Below are 16,036 nucleotides of genomic sequence, written 5' to 3'. Positions count from 1 at the left end.
TTTCGGCTGATAACCACAAAGAAGGAAAAACCTCGCTTTTTTCTTCTTTGTCAGCAATCTGACGCCGGGTGAATCCGGCGTTTTTTTTGGCGTAAACCGAAGAGAATGCAATTTGAATTACCAAATGATCACCACTGACGACGCGCTGGCGACCCTGTGCGAAGCGGTCCGTGCGTTTCCTGCGATTGCCCTGGATACCGAATTTGTTCGTACCCGCACCTATTATCCGCAACTGGGCCTGATTCAGCTGTTTGACGGCGAACATGTCGCGCTGATTGATCCGCATGGTATTAGCGACTGGTCGCCGCTGAAAGCGATTCTGCGCGATACCGCCATCACCAAGTTTTTGCACGCGGGCAGTGAAGATCTGGAAGTCTTTCTGAATGCGTTTGGCGAACTGCCGCAGCCGCTGATCGATACCCAAATCCTGGCGGCATTTTGTGGTCGTCCCCTGTCGTGGGGTTTTGCATCAATGGTGGAAGAGTTCACCGGCGTGGCGCTGGATAAGAGCGAGTCACGTACCGACTGGCTGGCGCGTCCACTGACTGAGCGCCAGTGCGAATACGCGGCAGCCGACGTCTGGTATCTGTTACCGATTGCCGGGAAACTGATGGCGGAAACCGAGGCGGCGGGCTGGTTGCCTGCGGCGCTGGATGAGTGTCGTCTGATGCAAACCCGTCGTCAGGAGATCCTGGCACCGGAAGATGCCTGGCGCGAGATCACCAACGCCTGGCAGCTACGCACGCGTCAACTGGCCTGCCTGCAACTGCTTGCCGACTGGCGTCTGCGTAAAGCGCGTGAGCGCGATCTGGCCGTTAACTTCGTGGTTCGCGAAGAGCACCTGTGGTCCGTGGCGCGCTATATGCCCGGCAGCATGGGTGAACTCGACAGCCTGGGGCTTTCTGGCAGTGAAATTCGCTTCCACGGCAAAACGCTGCTCTCGCTGGTTGCCAAAGCGCAGGCGTTGCCGGAAGAGGCGCTGCCGGAACCGCTGCTGAATCTGATGGATATGCCGGGTTATCGCAAAGCGTTTAAGGCGATCAAGGCGCTGGTGACGGAAGTGAGTACGGAACATCACGTCAGCGCAGAGCTGCTGGCGTCACGTCGTCAGATCAACCAGCTGCTCAACTGGCACTGGAAGTTAAAGCCGCAGACAACGGAACCTGAACTCATTTCCGGCTGGCGTGCGGCGTTAATGGCGACGAAGCTCAATACGCTATTGCAGGAATACCCGCAATAAGCGGCTGTTGCCGGATGTCATTAGCGGCATCCGGCACGATGGTTTTACGACTCTAACACCTTACAAATGGCATCACCGACCTGCTGCGTCGATGCGCTACCTTTCAGATCCGGCGTTTTAGGGCCAGTGGCAATGACGTGCTCAATCGCTGCCAGAATTCCGTCATGCGCGGCGGTGTACTTCGCTTCTCCTGCACCGAGGAAATCCAGCATCATCGCCCCCGCCCAGATGGTCGCAATCGGATTGGCGAGGTTTTTGCCATAAATATCCGGTGCGGAACCATGTACCGGTTCGAACAACGAGGGGAAGTTACGCTCAGGGTTCAGGTTAGCCGAGGGGGCAATGCCAATGGTGCCGGTACAGGCCGGACCGAGATCGGAAAGAATGTCGCCAAACAGATTCGAGGCGACCACCACATCGAAGCGCTCCGGCTGCATCACAAAACGGGCGCAAAGAATATCAATGTGCTGCTTGTCCCAGCGGATATCGGGGTAGTGCTGCGCCATGGCTTCTACGCGTGTATCCCAGAACGGCATACTGATTGCCAGACCATTGGATTTGGTCGCCGACGTCAGCGTCTTACGCGGGCGGCTTTGGGCTAATTCAAACGCATAGCGCAGAATACGATCCACGCCCCGACGGGTGAAAACGGACTCCTGGATGACCACTTCATGCTCAGTGCCTGGGTTGATATGTCCGCCCAGTGAAGAGTATTCCCCTTCAGTGTTTTCACGCACGACGTAGAAATCAATATCGCCAGGCTTCTTGCCGGCCAGCGGGCAGGGCACGCCGGGGAAGAGGCGAACCGGGCGCAGGTTCACATACTGATCGAATTCCCGACGGAATTTCAGCAGCGACCCCCACAGGGAAATATGGTCCGGAACCGTCTCCGGCCAGCCGACGGCGCCAAAGTAAATCGCGTCAAAGGAGGATAACTGTTCGCGCCAGTCATCCGGCATCATTTTCCCGTGCTCAAGGTAATAATCGCAACTGGCCCATTCGAACGTCTCAACGCTGAGCGACAGATCCCAACGTCTGGCGGCGGCCTGCAAAACGCGAATGCCTTCTGGCAGCACTTCCTTACCGATGCCATCACCAGCAATGGCGGCAATACGACAGGTTTTTTTCATACCAGTTCTCACTTGTAGGGTAGCAAAATTGACTTCCTCCTTATCCTATAATTGACTGATCCATAGTTAATCTCCCTAACTGGTGAAACATAAAACACAGATCATGAATAATCCTCCTCTGCTGACTGATTTACGCGTCTTTATGCTGGTCGCCCGTCGGGCGGGATTCGCTGCCGTCGCCCAGGAACTGGGGGTCTCACCCGCCTATGTCAGTAAACGCATTGCGCTGCTTGAACAGAACCTGAATGTGGTTCTGCTGCACCGCACCACGCGTCGCGTCACCATTACGGAAGAGGGTGAGCGCATCTATGAATGGGCGCAGCGTATTCTGCATGATGTCGATCAGATGATGGATGAACTCTCTGATGTCCGGCAGGTTCCGCAAGGGATGCTGCGCATCATCAGTAGCTTTGGTTTTGGTCGACAGGTGGTGGCTCCTGCGCTGTCCGCCCTGGCAAGACAGTATCCGCAACTGGAGTTGCGCTTTGATGTGGAAGACCGGCTGGTGGATTTAGCCAATGAAGGTGTCGATCTCGATATCCGTATTGGCGACGACATTGCGCCAAATTTGATCGCCCGCAAGCTGGGAACGAACTACCGAATCCTTTGTGCATCGCCGTCGTTCCTGGCACAGCACGGTACGCCAAAACAGCTTGCCGATCTTGCTACCTGTTCCTGCTTAGTGATCAAAGAGCGTGACCATCCCTTTGGGATCTGGCAATTGCAGAATAAAGAGGGGGAGCACGCCATTAAGGTGACCGGGCCGCTGTCATCGAATCATGGTGAGATTGTGCATCAGTGGTGTCTGGACGGACAGGGGATTGCGCTGCGCTCCTGGTGGGATGTCTGCGATAACATTGCCAGCGGTCATCTGGTGCATGTCCTGCCGGAGTATTACCAACCGGCCAATATCTGGGCGGTGTATGTTTCACGACTGGCGACGTCAGCCAAAGTGCGTATTACGGTGGAATTCTTACGCCACTATTTTGCCGAGCGCTATCCGGCATTCTCACTGAAATAAAGCGGGGGATAAGCGCTTCCCTTGGACTGGTGCATCCGTTAGCATATTGTTTCGCAGTTAAGCGAAAAAGTGGTTTCAGGAAGAAGAGGTTAACGTGTTTGCAGAGTATGGTGTACTGAATTATTGGACTTATCTGGTCGGGGCTATTTTTATTGTCCTGGTTCCGGGACCGAACACGATATTTGTGCTGAAAAACAGCGTCGGACGTGGAATGAAGGGCGGTTACCTTGCGGCAAGCGGGGTATTTATTGGTGACGCGGTGCTCATGTTTCTGGCGTATGCCGGGGTGGCGACGCTGATTAAAACGACGCCAGTGCTGTTTAATATCGTCCGCTATCTCGGTGCCTTTTACCTGCTTTATCTGGGCGCAAAAATCCTCTATGCCACGCTTAAAGCAAAAAGCGGTGAGACAACTGAAGACGCGGTTCCCTTTGGCGCCATTTTTAAACGTGCGCTGGTATTGAGCCTGACGAACCCAAAAGCCATTCTGTTCTACGTCTCCTTTTTTGTGCAGTTTATTGATGTGAATGCGCCGCACGCGGGACTGTCATTCTTTATTTTAGCGATCACGCTTGAAGTGGTAAGCTTCTGCTACCTGAGCTTCCTGATTATCTCGGGCGCCTTTGTCACACAGTATATTCGTACTAAAAAGAAACTGGCGAAGATCGGAAACTCGCTGATTGGCCTGATTTTTGTCGGTTTCGCCGCACGGCTGGCGACCCTACAGTCGTAAGCCATGGAGCCCGCCATCGGCGGGTTTTTTATTGAGGTAAACGACAACAAAACAGCGTGTCATTGGCGGTTCACTTTTGAATAATCTCATGTAAAATCCGCACTTTATATTTCGTTCGCAGGATAATCGATGAAGTATCGTTCTGATATTGACGGCATAAGGGCGATTGCCGTATTGCTGGTGGTGTTATTTCACGCCGGATTTTCGCTATTTGCATCCGGTTTCATCGGGGTCGATATTTTCTTCGTCATTTCAGGCTTTCTCATCGCATCGATAATAAAAGACCGAATGGATGCGGGGCATTTCAGCTTTAGCGATTTTTATTTGCGTAGAATATGGCGATTGCAGCCAGCAATGCTGACAATGATGCTGCTGTGCGTTGTCATTGCGTCGCTATTCTGGTTGCCTGAAGATTATGCCTCTTTTCTCAAAAGCATAAAGCAGACGCTGCTGATTGTCTCAAACCGCTATTTTGGCGATGAAACAACCGCCTATGCAGCGCCTGATTCAAACGCCATGCTGTTGCTTCACACCTGGTCTTTATCCATCGAGTGGCAATGGTATGTCTTTTTCCCGGTAATCTATTACGTCATCCGTAAAAAAACGCACGAACGGGCGCTTAACTACCTGGCGCCATTGCTGACGATTGCAGGCATCTATATCGCCTGGCACTACTCAGGTGCGCATCCGACGAAAACGTATTATTTCTTCGCCTCCCGACTCTTTGAGTTCATGCTCGGTGTCTGTGCCTGTATTTATCTCCCGATGGCACAAAAAATAAACAAGATCGCGCTTAATAGCCTTTCGTTCATTGCGGTGGCGGCAATATTGTTTGTTAGCGTCAGAAGTGATGTCATTCTGGGTTATCCCAATGCTTACACCCTGATCGTTTGTGTCAGTACCGCGGTGTTAATTTTCACCGGTAGCCAGCAAAATATTCTGACCTGTAAATTGCTGTCATTCCCGCCGTTGGTCTGGCTTGGCACGATCTCCTATTCGCTTTATCTCTTTCATTGGCCGATTTTCGCGACACTGCACTACATCGGTATTACCAGTGTCTATGCCAGAATGGCTGGTCTGGGTCTGGCTGTGTTGCTGGCGATGGGATCATATTATTTCATCGAGAAACCCTACCGGAAGCCTCGTCAGTCGTTAAAAAAAACGCTGATTCTGCTGGTGGTTATCCCACTGATTGCCATTATTACCCTGATGTCGGTCAGTAAGCGTTTTGACGGATTTAGCTATCTACGATTCGGCGAGTCGTTAAGTCATATCAACCATGTGCTCAAAGAGACGAAGATAAAGCAGCGTCAGGATTGTATGAACGAAAACGTCACAGGAACCGATATGGCTTGTGTGGTGGGGGATAAAACCGCTTCTGAGAAAGCGCTCCTGATGGGCGATTCGCACTCTAATCAGTACTGGAATTTCTTCGATATTATGGGGAAAAATGCGCATGTTGCTGTTGATATGAAAGCGACTTCACTGTGCCTGGCGATTCCCCGTGTGTATCACGACGATCTCTATACTTATAAAGGCGATTATTACCGGGCCTGTCATGAGAATGTCAAAAAATACTATGAAGCGATCCGAAACCATAAATATAAATATGTGATCATTTCTCAGGTCTGGGAAAACTATGCGGCATTCAGGGTCAGATCGCAGATTGAGGATTCCCCATCGCCTGCGGAATCTATCAATATTCTCACCCGAGCCACGGAACAGGCAATACAGGACATTATTGATGCCGGGGCGCAGCCGGTACTGGTGAAAACGATGTTCCCGATGCCGAAGAATTTCCTGACCTGTTTTTATGAACATTTTAAGACGCGGGGAGAGTATGAGCCTCAGGCATGCAACCAGAATCCACAGATTAATAAAAGTGTCTGGACGGAACTGTTTTTTGCCACGTTACAGGCCCGCTTCCCATCGTTGATTATTGTCGATCCCAAAAATGTGCAATGTCCTGACGGGCTGTGCAGGACGGAAATTGAGGGCATACCGCTGTATCGTGACGTCGGTCATTTAAATGATTACGCCACGAAAGCGTTGGGGGAGGTGTATCTGGAGCAATTTGGCAATCCATTAAAAACACCTGGTCGATAATATAGCAGGAGGAGAGCCTGGAGACAGGCTTTCCTCTGTCAGACAAAACCAGTGATGAATGTCACTTGCCCCTTTTGGTGTATTTAAAATGCCAGTTATGAGGCGTAACCTTTCTGGAACAGCGGTTTACTCACAATCGCATCCTACCGACTGGAAGAGGGAAGGACATGCTTCAGATTCCACAAAATCATATTCACACACGTGCCACGCCGTTCTGGAACAAAGAAACGGCACCTGCCGGAATTTTCGAACGCCACCTTGATAAAGGAACCCGACCGGGCGTTTATCCCCGTTTGTCGGTGATGCAGGGGGCGGTCAAATATCTCGGATATGCGGATGAACACAGTCCGGAAGCCGAAACAGTGATGATCATTGAAGCGGGCCAGTTTGGTGTGTTCCCACCGGAAAAGTGGCACAACATCGAAGTGATGAGCGATGACACCTATTTCAATATCGACTTTTTCGTCGCGCCAGAGGTACTGATGGAAAGCGCGAATCAACGAAAAGTCATTCATACCGGGAAGAAATAATCATGGGCAAAGCAACCTATACCGTCACTGTGACGAATAACAGCAATGGCGTCTCTGTCGATTACGAAACCGAAGCGCCAATGACTTTACTGGTGCCTGACGTCGCCGCTGAAGTGGTGAAAGATCTCGTCAATACCGTGCGTTCCTACGATACGGAAAATGAGCACGACGTCTGCGGCTGGTAAGTCACTCTATGCAGAGAGGAAACCGGCTGTCATCGCCGGTTTTTTTTTCGCTTTCCGGAAATGCTCCCTCATACCCGTCCTGAAACGGCGGACGTCGTCACCCAGCGCAAAAAATTTACAAACCGTATATTTGTAGGATCAATAAATGCTTACGCACAATGTGGCGACGCTTTGCGCAGCGGCGTGTTGCCAATGACTTGATCCCTGTCGGAGTTGAAATTACTGTATATAAAAACAGTGTTAAAGGTGTGCATTATGACGTTGTACAGACCTGCGGAATGGCATGAAGTCATTACCTTTCCACTTTTCAGCGATCGGGTTCCATGCGGATTCCCCAGTCCGGCGGCCGATTACGTTGAGCAGAGTATCGATCTCAACAAATTACTTGTTCAGCATCCCAGTTCGACTTATTTCGTCAGGGCTGCTGGCGACTCGATGATCGATGCGGGGATCGGCGACGGCGATCTGCTGGTGGTGGACAGTTCACGTACTGCCAGCCACGGAGATATCGTGATTGCGGCGGTGGAGAGGGAATTCACGGTGAAGCGGTTGCAGTTGCGACCTACCGTTCAGCTTAACCCTATGAACAGCGCCTATTCTCCCATCATCATCGGCAGTGAGGACGCCCTGGCGATTTTTGGCGTCGTGACATTTATTGTAAAGGCAGTGAGTTAACTATTGCTGCGTATTGTTCGTCCCCCTGACGTTGCAAACCGTACACGGCTGATTTCTTTGTCATTCCCCGGTGGCCTTAAGTGGTATCCCAATGGCAGGCAGGTTAATTACTCATTAACCTGCCTGTTTTGTGAGCAGACATACCCACTTCGGTTTACGTTGTTACGGAGAGGAACGGAGATATCCGGCTGACGTAGGGATACGGCATGCGAACAAACCTGATTAACAACGTCATGTCACTCACCCACAGGGTTATGCACCGTTTCTGTGGATAACCGACCACTTTTCAGGCAGAACAATCCACTAAAAAAAGCGCCAGAATTTTGCTTGCAAGTTATAAAATATTTTAAATAATACTGTATATAAATACAGTTATTGTGGGGTGTGACGTGTTTGCGTTATGCGATGTGAATTCATTTTATGCGTCCTGTGAGACGGTGTTTCGGCCCGATCTGAAAGGCAAACCGGTTGTTGTGCTGTCGAATAACGATGGTTGCGTGATTTCCCGCAGTCCCGAAGCGAAACCGTGGGTGGTCATGGGAGCGCCCTATTTCAAGCAAAAAGAGGCGTTCCGGCGTCATGGGGTGGTGTGTTTCAGTTCGAATTATGAACTCTACGGCGACATGAGCAATCGGGTCATGTCGACGCTCGAAGCGCTATCACCACGCGTTGAAATTTACAGTATCGACGAGGCCTTTTGCGATTTGACGGGAGTCCGAAACTGTCGGGATCTCACGGATTTTGGCAAAGAGATCCGCAACACGGTCTTAAAGCGGACACATCTGACGCTCGGCGTGGGGATTGCACAGACAAAAACGCTGGCCAAGCTGGCCAACCACGCGGCGAAGAAGTGGCCGCAGCAGACGGGTGGTGTTGTGGATCTGTCGAATCTCGAACGGCAGCGAAAACTGATGGCGGCTCTGCCGGTTGATGAGGTGTGGGGCGTTGGTCGTCGTATCAGTAAAAAGCTGACCGCGATGGGCATAAAAACGGTACTCGATCTGGCGGATACGCACATCGCGGTGATACGCAAGCACTTCAATGTCGTACTGGAAAGAACCGTGCGGGAGTTACGCGGTGAGCCTTGCCTGGCGCTTGAGGAGTTTGCGCCCGCGAAGCAGGAGATTGTTTTCAGTCGCTCATTCGGCGAGCGCATTACGGAATACGAACAGATGCGCCAGGCGATTTGTGCTTATGCGACGCGCGCGGCGGAGAAGCTCCGGAGTGAGCATCAGTATTGCCGGTTCATTTCGACATTTGTGAAAACGTCGCCGTTTGCGCCGAATGAAACCTGGTACGGCAATAGCGCGTCCGTAAAACTGCTGACACCGACACAGGACAGCCGGGACATCATCAGCGCAGCCACGCGATGCCTGGACGCTATCTGGAAAGAGGGGCATCGTTATCAGAAGGCTGGAGTCATGCTCGGTGATTTTTTCAGTCAGGGCGTGGCGCAACTCAATCTGTTCGATGATAACGCACCGCGTCCCGGCAGCGAGAAGTTGATGGAAGTTCTGGATACGCTCAATGCCAAACAGGGAAGAGGAACGCTGTACTTTGCCGGGCAGGGGATTCAGCCACCATGGCAGTTAAGACGGCAGATGCTTTCTCCGCGCTACACCACGCGTTTTTCCGATCTGCTGGTGGTCAGGTGATCGTCGCTGCAGGTATGAATCATCGGGAGACAGAAAACACGGTCTCCCTTCACATAATCTGCTCCTACATGGGGAAAGTCAGCGTGAGTCCCACGCCCGTTTCTTTGAGATCCACATAACGGGACAGATGGATTTTTGCGGCAAGATCGGTGCAATGGCTGGGATAAAGCGTAGTAGCCGACAATGCGCTAAGATATTTCCCGGTTTCCGAGAGTAAGGATTCATCAGCATTAAGGAGATGAAAGCCGCCTATAACGGAAGCAATTTTCGATTCTCCAGTGACTGATTTTGCGTGCTCAATAATATTACAAATCCCGGCGTGAGAACATCCGGTGACAATCACCAGTCCATCCTTTGTCTTAATTGCCATTGCACTATCATCAATCACGTAATCAGCCGTTAACTCACCATCATGATTATGTGTGTGGCCTACCGGATTTTGCGCTTCAAAATGGTTAAGGCGGGGGATTTGCCCTAAAAAAGTGATGTCTTCGGATAATTTCAGGGGTTGTGTGGAACTGACGATATTAAAGAAGTAATCAAAACAAAGGGCATTATGGTTCATCCCAATGGGTTTCGACTCATAAAATTTAGGCGTAAATGCGGCGGGGTGGGCGATGATATCGACTTTCTTTGCTGGAGATGATGGAAGTCTGTCGTAATGCTGGAATAAATGGTTTAACCCCCAGGTGTGATCGTTATGTCCATGTGATAATACAATTTTATCAATGTGCGTAAGATCGATATCCAGGATCTGTGCATTTTTTAAAAAAATATCAGAATAGCCAACGTCAAAAAGAAGTTTTAAGCCTGAGCATTCAATGTAATAGCAAACGCCAGGTTCTCCGGTCAAATACCTGTCAATGTAAGTATTGTTATCTACCAGTATGGTTAATTTCATCACTCTGCATCCCATTCGGATTCACTATATCGATTGAGGCCATTATCGAACCTTTTGATTTTCTGACGCAAATCATAACCGCGATCTCTGTCACATAAGCGAGGAGCGGAAACGGCGGACGTCAAAACAAGGGGTAGTCGCACAGCGCAATGTGGTGTATAAAAGACTTATACAAAAAGTATAAATTAATACATTATGTATTAGCTATGGAACGCAGGAGAGATGCACATGCACCCGGATATCACATTGAACACAACATCCCATGGGCTTCCTCCCGCTGGACACTACTCGGCGAGCGTGACAGCAGGGGGATTTGTTTTTATCTCAGGGCAACTGCCAATCACCCCGCATGGTGAGAAAAAGGCGGGGGCGTCTTTTGAGGAACAGACCAGACAAGTTCTGGAAAATGTCGATGCCTGTCTGAAGGGGGCCGGTGTCTCCCGTCAGCATCTGGTTTCCGTACGTGTCTATGTGACAGATATCAACCAGTGGCCGACGTTTAACGACATTTACGCCGAATGGATTGGCGATTTCCGTCCATCTCGTGTCGTTGCTGGGGTGGCAGAACTGCATTATGGTTCTGCCTTAGAAGTAGAAGCACTCGCGCTGGCGCAATAAGCCCGACGCTTAACGCTATACAGGTGAAAAAATGGTTGAGATTACACTCCCGGAATATGCTGATGTTGCCGCCGCCGCAGGGCGTATTGAAGGATATGCAAACAAGACGCCGGTGATGACCTCCCGGACCGTCAATGCGGAATTTGGCGCTGACGTTTTCTTTAAATGTGAAAACCTACAGCGTATGGGAGCCTTTAAGTTTCGTGGGGCGATGAATGCATTACGCCAGTTTACGCCGGAACAACGTGCTGCTGGCGTGGTGACATTTTCTTCCGGAAACCATGCTCAGGCGATAGCGCTGTCAGCTAAATTGCTGGGTATTCCGGCGACAATCATCATGCCTCATGATGCGCCAGCCGCGAAAGTAGCGGCAACCAAAGGGTATGGTGGCAATGTTGTTATGTACGATCGCTATACGGAAGATCGTGAACAGATTGGCCGTGAACTGGCTGAGAAACAGGGACTGACGCTCATCCCTCCCTACGATCATCCGCATGTTATCGCCGGTCAGGGCACGGCCACCAAAGAGTTAATTGAAGAGGTTGGTCCGCTGGATGTTCTTTTTGTCTGTCTGGGGGGCGGTGGTTTACTTTCAGGTTCAGCACTGGCCGCCCGGCAACTTTCGCCAGATTGCATAATTTATGGCGTGGAGCCTGAAGCCGGTAACGACGGACAGCAGTCTTTTCGAAGCGGAAAAATCGTTCACATCGATACGCCAAAAACGATTGCTGATGGTGCACAGACGCAACATCTGGGGCACTATACGTTCCCTCTGATTCAAAAATACGTCAATGATATTCTGACCGTTTCAGACGATGAATTAATTGCTTCGATGAGGTTTATGGCCGAGCGTATGAAAGTCGTCGCAGAACCCACGGGCTGTCTTGGCTTTGCAGCGGCAAGGGCGAGAAAAGCAGAACTCAGCGGGAAAAAAGTCGGCATTATCATCAGCGGCGGCAATGTGGATATCGCGCGCTACGGTGAGTTTCTGGCCGGGAAATCCGTTTCGTGAGGCTGTAAACGGATAGCAATAATGACAACGGGCATCACTGTGGGAGACCGGCATGCCAAAAAACGACGAGAATTCGCTTCTCAGCCAACTTGACACTATCGCGAAGGGATTAAGCGAAACGTTTTCTCCTTTTTGCGAAGTGGTTGTTCATGACCTCAAGGATCCTGAGCATGCGATTATGTCGATACATAATAATTTATCCGGTCGTGAGGCGGGACAACCGGCGACGGAACTCGGGCTGGCAAGGATTGCCTCTTCAGATTTTCCTGAAATAATTGCGAACTACGGCAATCAGTTTGCTGATGGCCGTCCGGTAAAAAGTACGTCTATTGGCATTAAGGATGAAAAGGGTAATTACGTCGCCGCATTATGCCTTAATGTCGATATGACGCTTTTCCGGGGGATGCAAAGCGCGCTGGCGCGTTTTACCGAAACAGAGAGTTCACCGGTGCGTGAACATCTTGACCCCGGGAGCACTGAAGTCATTCGCCAGCGCATTGATGACTTTGCCGCGAAACGCGCCACCACGGCGCGCGCGCTTAAAACGGAAGACAGAAAGGTTCTGATCCAACAGTTACGCAAAGAGGGATTGCTGAATGTGCGTAAATCCATGGATACGGTGGCACAGCATTTAGGGGTGTCACGGGCGACAGCCTACCTCTATGCGCGCCAGTCCGGGTGAATTCGCCGGTGTGCGATATATCATCTCTTATATATTGCCCAGCATGAATAATGAGCAAACGAACGGTAATAATAAGGGAAAGTCATCCACACCTATTGCAGGGGTAATTTGAGTTATGTATTATCTCGCCCGGTTCTGATAATGAGTAGATTCTCAATCGGAAATAAAAACCGGCAGACCGCCATTAGCTCATCTGGAAGAGCGAACGACTTTTGTTGTAGGGAACGGGGTTCGAGGCCTCGATGGCGGCCCAAATTTGAAGGCCCAGACATCTGTCTGGGCCTTTTTGCTTTCTTCGCTTACCCGCCGGGCTCAAAGCCCTTCCGTCACAATCTTTGCAGCGGCGGCCAGAATATCTTTACGCCCTTTGGCATCCTGCTGTGGCTGTGTAAAGTAGGTGACGAGGATCAGCGGCGCACGATCTTCGGGCCAGATCACCGCGATATCATTGGTTGTGCCGTAATCACCGCCTCCGGTTTTATCGCCAACCACCCACCCTTCAGGGAGTCCGGCACGAATGCTCTGACCGCCGGTCGTATTGCCTTTCAACCATTCGACAAGCTGTGCACGCTGTGCGCCAGCCAGCGCATCGCCCAGCGTCAGTTTGTGCAGGCTTTTCGCCATCGCCAGCGGCGAGGTCGTGTCGCGCTCATCGCCAGGGATGGCGGTGTTCAGCTCGGGTTCTTTCCGGTCCAGACGAAACGTCGTGTCGCCAATTGAGCGGGCAAAAGCCGTGACGTTACTGGTACCGCCCAGGTGCTCAAGTAATTTATTCATTGCCGTATTATCGCTGTATTGCAGCGTGGCAGCGCTTAGCTCCGCTAATGTCATCTCTTTATCGACATATTTTTCCGTCACCGGATTCCAGTTCGTCAGATCGGCTTTTTTGATGACCATTTTCTGCTGCAAAATATCGTGCTGAGTTTCACTCTGTTTTAATACCGCGGCAGCGACCATCGTCTTACTGGTGCTGCACATGGCAAAGCGCTCATCACCGCGATAAAGAATTTGCGAACGATCGGCGGTATTAATCAGCGCAACGCCCAGTCGACCACCCGATTGTTTTTCTAATGCTGTCAGCTTTTCTTGGACCTGTGCGGGATCCCCCTGCGTGCGAGCCAAAAGCGGTGAACTGGCAGTAAAGAAAGCGAGCACGGCGGCAATAAGTACCGTCTGATGACCTCGTTTTTTAAACATAAATAACATCCTTGATAATCAGTAAATTGATCAATGCACGCACTTTATTTTTCCGCTCAAACAGACAAAAGAAGAAAGAGAATTAAAGGCGCATGATGTGTTTGCGATGCCAGAACTATCCGCTCTCTGCGCTTGCTTAACAAGCGAGAAGAATTTACCCTGGGATAAAGAAAATCTTATGAGTCTTTATTATGCGCTCTAATCTTCCGCTTAATGCCCTACGAGCCTTTGAGGCTTCGGCTCGCCATTTGAGTTTTACTCGTGCGGCACTGGAACTTTGTGTCACGCAGGCCGCCGTCAGCCAGCAGGTACGTATCCTGGAAGATCGCCTGAACAGAGTGCTGTTTAAACGTCTGCCCAGAGGGCTGGAGATGACGGATGAGGCGCAGGTACTGTTTGCCGTCCTGACCGACGCCTTTGGTCAAATCGACACCATTTTTCGTCAGTTTGAGGGTGGGGAATATCGCGAAGTGCTCACGGTTGCTGCGGTTGGTACCTTTGCCGTTGGCTGGTTACTGCCGCGCATTGAACAATTCCGGCAGGCGCATCCGTTCGTTGAGCTACGCCTGCGTACAAATAATAACGTTGTGAATCTGGCGGCTGAGGGACTGGATTTTGCCATCCGCTTTGGCAATGGCTTGTGGCCCGCCACCCATAACGAAATGCTGTTTGAGGCTCCGCTGACTGTCCTGTGCACGCCAGAAACGGCCCAACGGCTCAGGCGGCCAGCCGATCTCTTGCAAGAGAATCTTCTGCGTTCATATCGGGTAGATGAGTGGGATAACTGGTTTGCTGCAGCAGGCGTGACGGCAGAGCGGATCAATGGTGCCGTTTTTGACTCCTCACGTCTGATGGTTGAAACGATTATCCATACCGGCGGTGCGGCACTGGTTCCGGCAGTGATGTTTGCCAGAGAACTGGCGGCCGGACAACTCGTTCGCCCCTTTGACATTGAGATCCAAATGGGCGGTTACTGGCTCACCCATCTGAAGTCGAAACCGATGACGCCCGCGATGGAAATCTTCCGCGACTGGATCGTGAAAATGGCATAAACGGGAGCCAGCAGGCTCCCGTTTGCGGCTCAGCGAACGACCAGCACCGGACAGTGCGCGTGACGCACAACGGCGGCGGCGGTAGAACCTAACAGATATGTTGAAATACCGGGCTGGTGTGACGCGATGATCACCAGGTCAGCACTGACGGTATCCGCCAGCTTCAGGATCTGATCCTTCGGGGGGCCGTATACCACATGCGTCTGTACCCGTCCTTCAGGGATATCGAATTGCTTCACAATCTCGTTGAGTTTTTGTAATGCCTTCGTCTGCAGTCCATTTTTATCCGGGAGTTCGCCAGAGTAGGCGAGCCCCAGGGATGCATAAAAGGGGACTGAGGGAATGACTGACAGAAAATGGACTTTTGCCGTTTTGGCGTGGATTTTGACCTGAGGAATAAGCTGCCGGGTGAGATCGGCTTCTGAGATATCAATGGGCACCAGAACAGAACGATACATAGCCATTACCTCCTGTTTTTTGTCTCCGGTTTCAGTATATCGAATCTGGTTTTTGCATAAAAAGTGACCAGATCAAGTTTCCTTCATTTACGCGCAACAGTGTTGAATAAATTTTATTGTTATAATATAACATTTCATCTTGTTCATTTGATTGAGGGTACGACGTTGGCTATTCATTGGAAAAAATTATCTGTTTCTCTGGGAATGTTGTGGTTCAGCAGTTATGCCTTCGCCCATGGCGATCACGCGCATGGTGTGCCGTTGACGGAGATGGAACAGAAAGCAGCGGAAGGCGAATTTGCGGATAGCAATGTTAAGGACAGGGCGCTTACCGACTGGGATGGCATGTGGCAATCCGTTTATCCTTATCTGGTCAGCGGTGAGCTGGATCCGGTTTTCAAACAGAAGGCGGCAAAGGATAAGGGGAAAACGGCGGAAGAGGTGAAAGCCTATTACCGGAAAGGCTATGCGACGGAAGTCGACACCATTGGTATCGAAAATGGCGTGATGGAGTTTCATACCGGTAAGCAGGTGGCCTCCTGTCAGTATGACTATGCCGGGTACAAGATCCTGACCTACACCTCAGGTAAAAAAGGGGTGCGTTATCTGTTTGAATGCAAAGACGCAAACAGTAAAGCGCCGAAGTTTGTGCAGTTCAGCGATCATATTATTGCGCCGCGGGCGTCGAACCACTTCCATATTTTTATGGGCAATACCTCACAGCAGGCGCTACTGGAAGAGATGGATAACTGGCCAACCTACTATCCTTATCAACTCAAGGCGCAGGCCGTGGTAGACGAAATGCTGCACCACTAAATTCAGGCTCAGCCCGTTGCTTGTC

General features: G+C 50.9%; 17 protein-coding genes and 1 tRNA gene. 14 read left to right on the top strand and 4 right to left on the bottom strand.

Features of this window, described 5'->3' with window-relative positions:
• The first annotated feature begins 112 nt into the window (after positions 1–112).
• Positions 113–1,240, top strand: coding sequence for a ribonuclease D (gene rnd, locus HVX64_RS13395; protein ID WP_082010091.1), 1,128 nt, complete (start codon positions 113–115; stop codon positions 1,238–1,240).
• 44 nt (positions 1,241–1,284) lie between these two features.
• Here the strand turns inward: rnd and HVX64_RS13390 are convergent, their stop codons facing one another.
• Positions 1,285–2,370 carry a tartrate dehydrogenase gene (locus HVX64_RS13390; protein WP_043000420.1) on the bottom strand — a complete coding sequence of 362 codons (1,086 nt, stop codon included), beginning with the start codon at positions 2,368–2,370 and terminating at the stop codon, positions 1,285–1,287.
• A 103-nt stretch (positions 2,371–2,473) separates the two neighbouring features.
• Between HVX64_RS13390 and HVX64_RS13385 the strand changes: the two genes are divergently transcribed.
• The 7 genes from HVX64_RS13385 (at position 2,474) to HVX64_RS13355 (ending at position 9,275) form a co-directional block, all read left to right on the top strand.
• Positions 2,474–3,391 (top strand): LysR substrate-binding domain-containing protein, encoded by a 918-nt coding sequence (locus HVX64_RS13385; RefSeq protein WP_044257651.1) that lies wholly within the window; start codon positions 2,474–2,476, stop codon positions 3,389–3,391.
• Positions 3,392–3,485: 94 nt separating this feature from the next.
• Positions 3,486–4,124 (top strand): leucine efflux protein LeuE, encoded by a 639-nt coding sequence (gene leuE, locus HVX64_RS13380; RefSeq protein WP_043000422.1) that lies wholly within the window; start codon positions 3,486–3,488, stop codon positions 4,122–4,124.
• A gap of 129 nt (positions 4,125–4,253) precedes the next feature.
• On the top strand, positions 4,254–6,230 hold the full coding sequence (locus HVX64_RS13375) for an acyltransferase family protein (RefSeq protein ID WP_044257652.1): 1,977 nt from the start codon (positions 4,254–4,256) through the stop codon (positions 6,228–6,230).
• Between the two features lie 167 nt (positions 6,231–6,397).
• The gene (gene yeaR / locus HVX64_RS13370) at positions 6,398–6,760 is read left to right on the top strand and encodes a DUF1971 domain-containing protein YeaR (protein ID WP_043000424.1); all 363 of its coding nucleotides are present in this window, start codon (positions 6,398–6,400) and stop codon (positions 6,758–6,760) included.
• Positions 6,761–6,762: 2 nt separating this feature from the next.
• Positions 6,763–6,945 carry a DUF1869 domain-containing protein gene (locus HVX64_RS13365; protein WP_012132688.1) on the top strand — a complete coding sequence of 61 codons (183 nt, stop codon included), beginning with the start codon at positions 6,763–6,765 and terminating at the stop codon, positions 6,943–6,945.
• Positions 6,946–7,200: 255 nt separating this feature from the next.
• A complete protein-coding gene (locus HVX64_RS13360) occupies positions 7,201–7,620 on the top strand; it encodes a translesion error-prone DNA polymerase V autoproteolytic subunit (RefSeq protein ID WP_043000425.1) in 420 nt (139 codons plus the stop codon).
• 389 nt (positions 7,621–8,009) lie between these two features.
• Positions 8,010–9,275: a Y-family DNA polymerase gene (locus HVX64_RS13355; protein ID WP_044257653.1), complete on the top strand. Its 1,266-nt coding sequence runs from the start codon at positions 8,010–8,012 to the stop codon at positions 9,273–9,275.
• Positions 9,276–9,339: 64 nt separating this feature from the next.
• Here the strand turns inward: HVX64_RS13355 and HVX64_RS13350 are convergent, their stop codons facing one another.
• Positions 9,340–10,176: an MBL fold metallo-hydrolase gene (locus tag HVX64_RS13350; RefSeq protein WP_044257654.1), complete on the bottom strand. Its 837-nt coding sequence runs from the start codon at positions 10,174–10,176 to the stop codon at positions 9,340–9,342.
• A gap of 228 nt (positions 10,177–10,404) precedes the next feature.
• On the opposite strand from HVX64_RS13350, the gene HVX64_RS13345 reads away from it, so the two are divergent.
• From HVX64_RS13345 to HVX64_RS13330, 4 genes are all read left to right on the top strand, one after another.
• Entirely contained in the window at positions 10,405–10,794 is a 390-nt protein-coding gene (locus HVX64_RS13345) for a RidA family protein (RefSeq protein WP_043000428.1), read from the top strand.
• A gap of 31 nt (positions 10,795–10,825) precedes the next feature.
• Positions 10,826–11,806, top strand: a complete 981-nt coding sequence (locus HVX64_RS13340; protein ID WP_044257655.1) for a threo-3-hydroxy-L-aspartate ammonia-lyase — start codon at positions 10,826–10,828, stop codon at positions 11,804–11,806.
• Between the two features lie 52 nt (positions 11,807–11,858).
• Positions 11,859–12,488 (top strand): helix-turn-helix transcriptional regulator, encoded by a 630-nt coding sequence (locus tag HVX64_RS13335; protein ID WP_181825031.1) that lies wholly within the window; start codon positions 11,859–11,861, stop codon positions 12,486–12,488.
• A gap of 178 nt (positions 12,489–12,666) precedes the next feature.
• A tRNA-OTHER gene (locus HVX64_RS13330) sits at positions 12,667–12,741 on the top strand.
• A 59-nt stretch (positions 12,742–12,800) separates the two neighbouring features.
• Here the strand turns inward: HVX64_RS13330 and blaSED are convergent.
• Positions 12,801–13,685, bottom strand: coding sequence for an SED family class A beta-lactamase (gene blaSED / locus HVX64_RS13325; RefSeq protein ID WP_044257656.1), 885 nt, complete (start codon positions 13,683–13,685; stop codon positions 12,801–12,803).
• A 191-nt stretch (positions 13,686–13,876) separates the two neighbouring features.
• Between blaSED and HVX64_RS13320 the strand changes: the two genes are divergently transcribed.
• Positions 13,877–14,737: a LysR family transcriptional regulator gene (locus HVX64_RS13320; protein ID WP_044257657.1), complete on the top strand. Its 861-nt coding sequence runs from the start codon at positions 13,877–13,879 to the stop codon at positions 14,735–14,737.
• Between the two features lie 29 nt (positions 14,738–14,766).
• On the opposite strand, the gene uspF is transcribed toward HVX64_RS13320, so the two are convergent.
• The gene (gene uspF / locus HVX64_RS13315) at positions 14,767–15,195 is read right to left on the bottom strand and encodes a universal stress protein UspF (protein WP_043000433.1); all 429 of its coding nucleotides are present in this window, start codon (positions 15,193–15,195) and stop codon (positions 14,767–14,769) included.
• A 204-nt stretch (positions 15,196–15,399) separates the two neighbouring features.
• On the opposite strand from uspF, the gene zinT reads away from it, so the two are divergent.
• On the top strand, positions 15,400–16,011 hold the full coding sequence (gene zinT / locus HVX64_RS13310) for a metal-binding protein ZinT (RefSeq protein ID WP_229233548.1): 612 nt from the start codon (positions 15,400–15,402) through the stop codon (positions 16,009–16,011).
• The last annotated feature ends 25 nt before the right edge of the window (positions 16,012–16,036 follow it).

This window comes from Citrobacter sp. RHB20-C16 (genome assembly GCF_013890155.1).
Lineage (GTDB): Bacteria > Pseudomonadota > Gammaproteobacteria > Enterobacterales > Enterobacteriaceae > Citrobacter_A > Citrobacter_A amalonaticus.
Note: the sequence above shows the minus strand (reverse complement) of the source record. Positions and strands in the feature narration are given on the sequence as shown.

Coding starts and splice junctions, on each gene's coding strand:
- HVX64_RS13385 (WP_044257651.1), top strand. CDS start 2,474: ATGAATAATCCTCCTCTGCTGACTGATTTACGCGTCTTTATGCTGGTC.
- HVX64_RS13390 (WP_043000420.1), bottom strand. CDS start 2,370: ATGAAAAAAACCTGTCGTATTGCCGCCATTGCTGGTGATGGCATCGGT.
- HVX64_RS13320 (WP_044257657.1), top strand. CDS start 13,877: ATGCGCTCTAATCTTCCGCTTAATGCCCTACGAGCCTTTGAGGCTTCG.
- blaSED (WP_044257656.1), bottom strand. CDS start 13,685: ATGTTTAAAAAACGAGGTCATCAGACGGTACTTATTGCCGCCGTGCTC.
- HVX64_RS13345 (WP_043000428.1), top strand. CDS start 10,405: ATGCACCCGGATATCACATTGAACACAACATCCCATGGGCTTCCTCCC.
- HVX64_RS13365 (WP_012132688.1), top strand. CDS start 6,763: ATGGGCAAAGCAACCTATACCGTCACTGTGACGAATAACAGCAATGGC.
- HVX64_RS13335 (WP_181825031.1), top strand. CDS start 11,859: ATGCCAAAAAACGACGAGAATTCGCTTCTCAGCCAACTTGACACTATC.
- zinT (WP_229233548.1), top strand. CDS start 15,400: ATGTTGTGGTTCAGCAGTTATGCCTTCGCCCATGGCGATCACGCGCAT.
- uspF (WP_043000433.1), bottom strand. CDS start 15,195: ATGTATCGTTCTGTTCTGGTGCCCATTGATATCTCAGAAGCCGATCTC.
- HVX64_RS13350 (WP_044257654.1), bottom strand. CDS start 10,176: ATGAAATTAACCATACTGGTAGATAACAATACTTACATTGACAGGTAT.
- HVX64_RS13360 (WP_043000425.1), top strand. CDS start 7,201: ATGACGTTGTACAGACCTGCGGAATGGCATGAAGTCATTACCTTTCCA.
- HVX64_RS13340 (WP_044257655.1), top strand. CDS start 10,826: ATGGTTGAGATTACACTCCCGGAATATGCTGATGTTGCCGCCGCCGCA.
- HVX64_RS13375 (WP_044257652.1), top strand. CDS start 4,254: ATGAAGTATCGTTCTGATATTGACGGCATAAGGGCGATTGCCGTATTG.
- yeaR (WP_043000424.1), top strand. CDS start 6,398: ATGCTTCAGATTCCACAAAATCATATTCACACACGTGCCACGCCGTTC.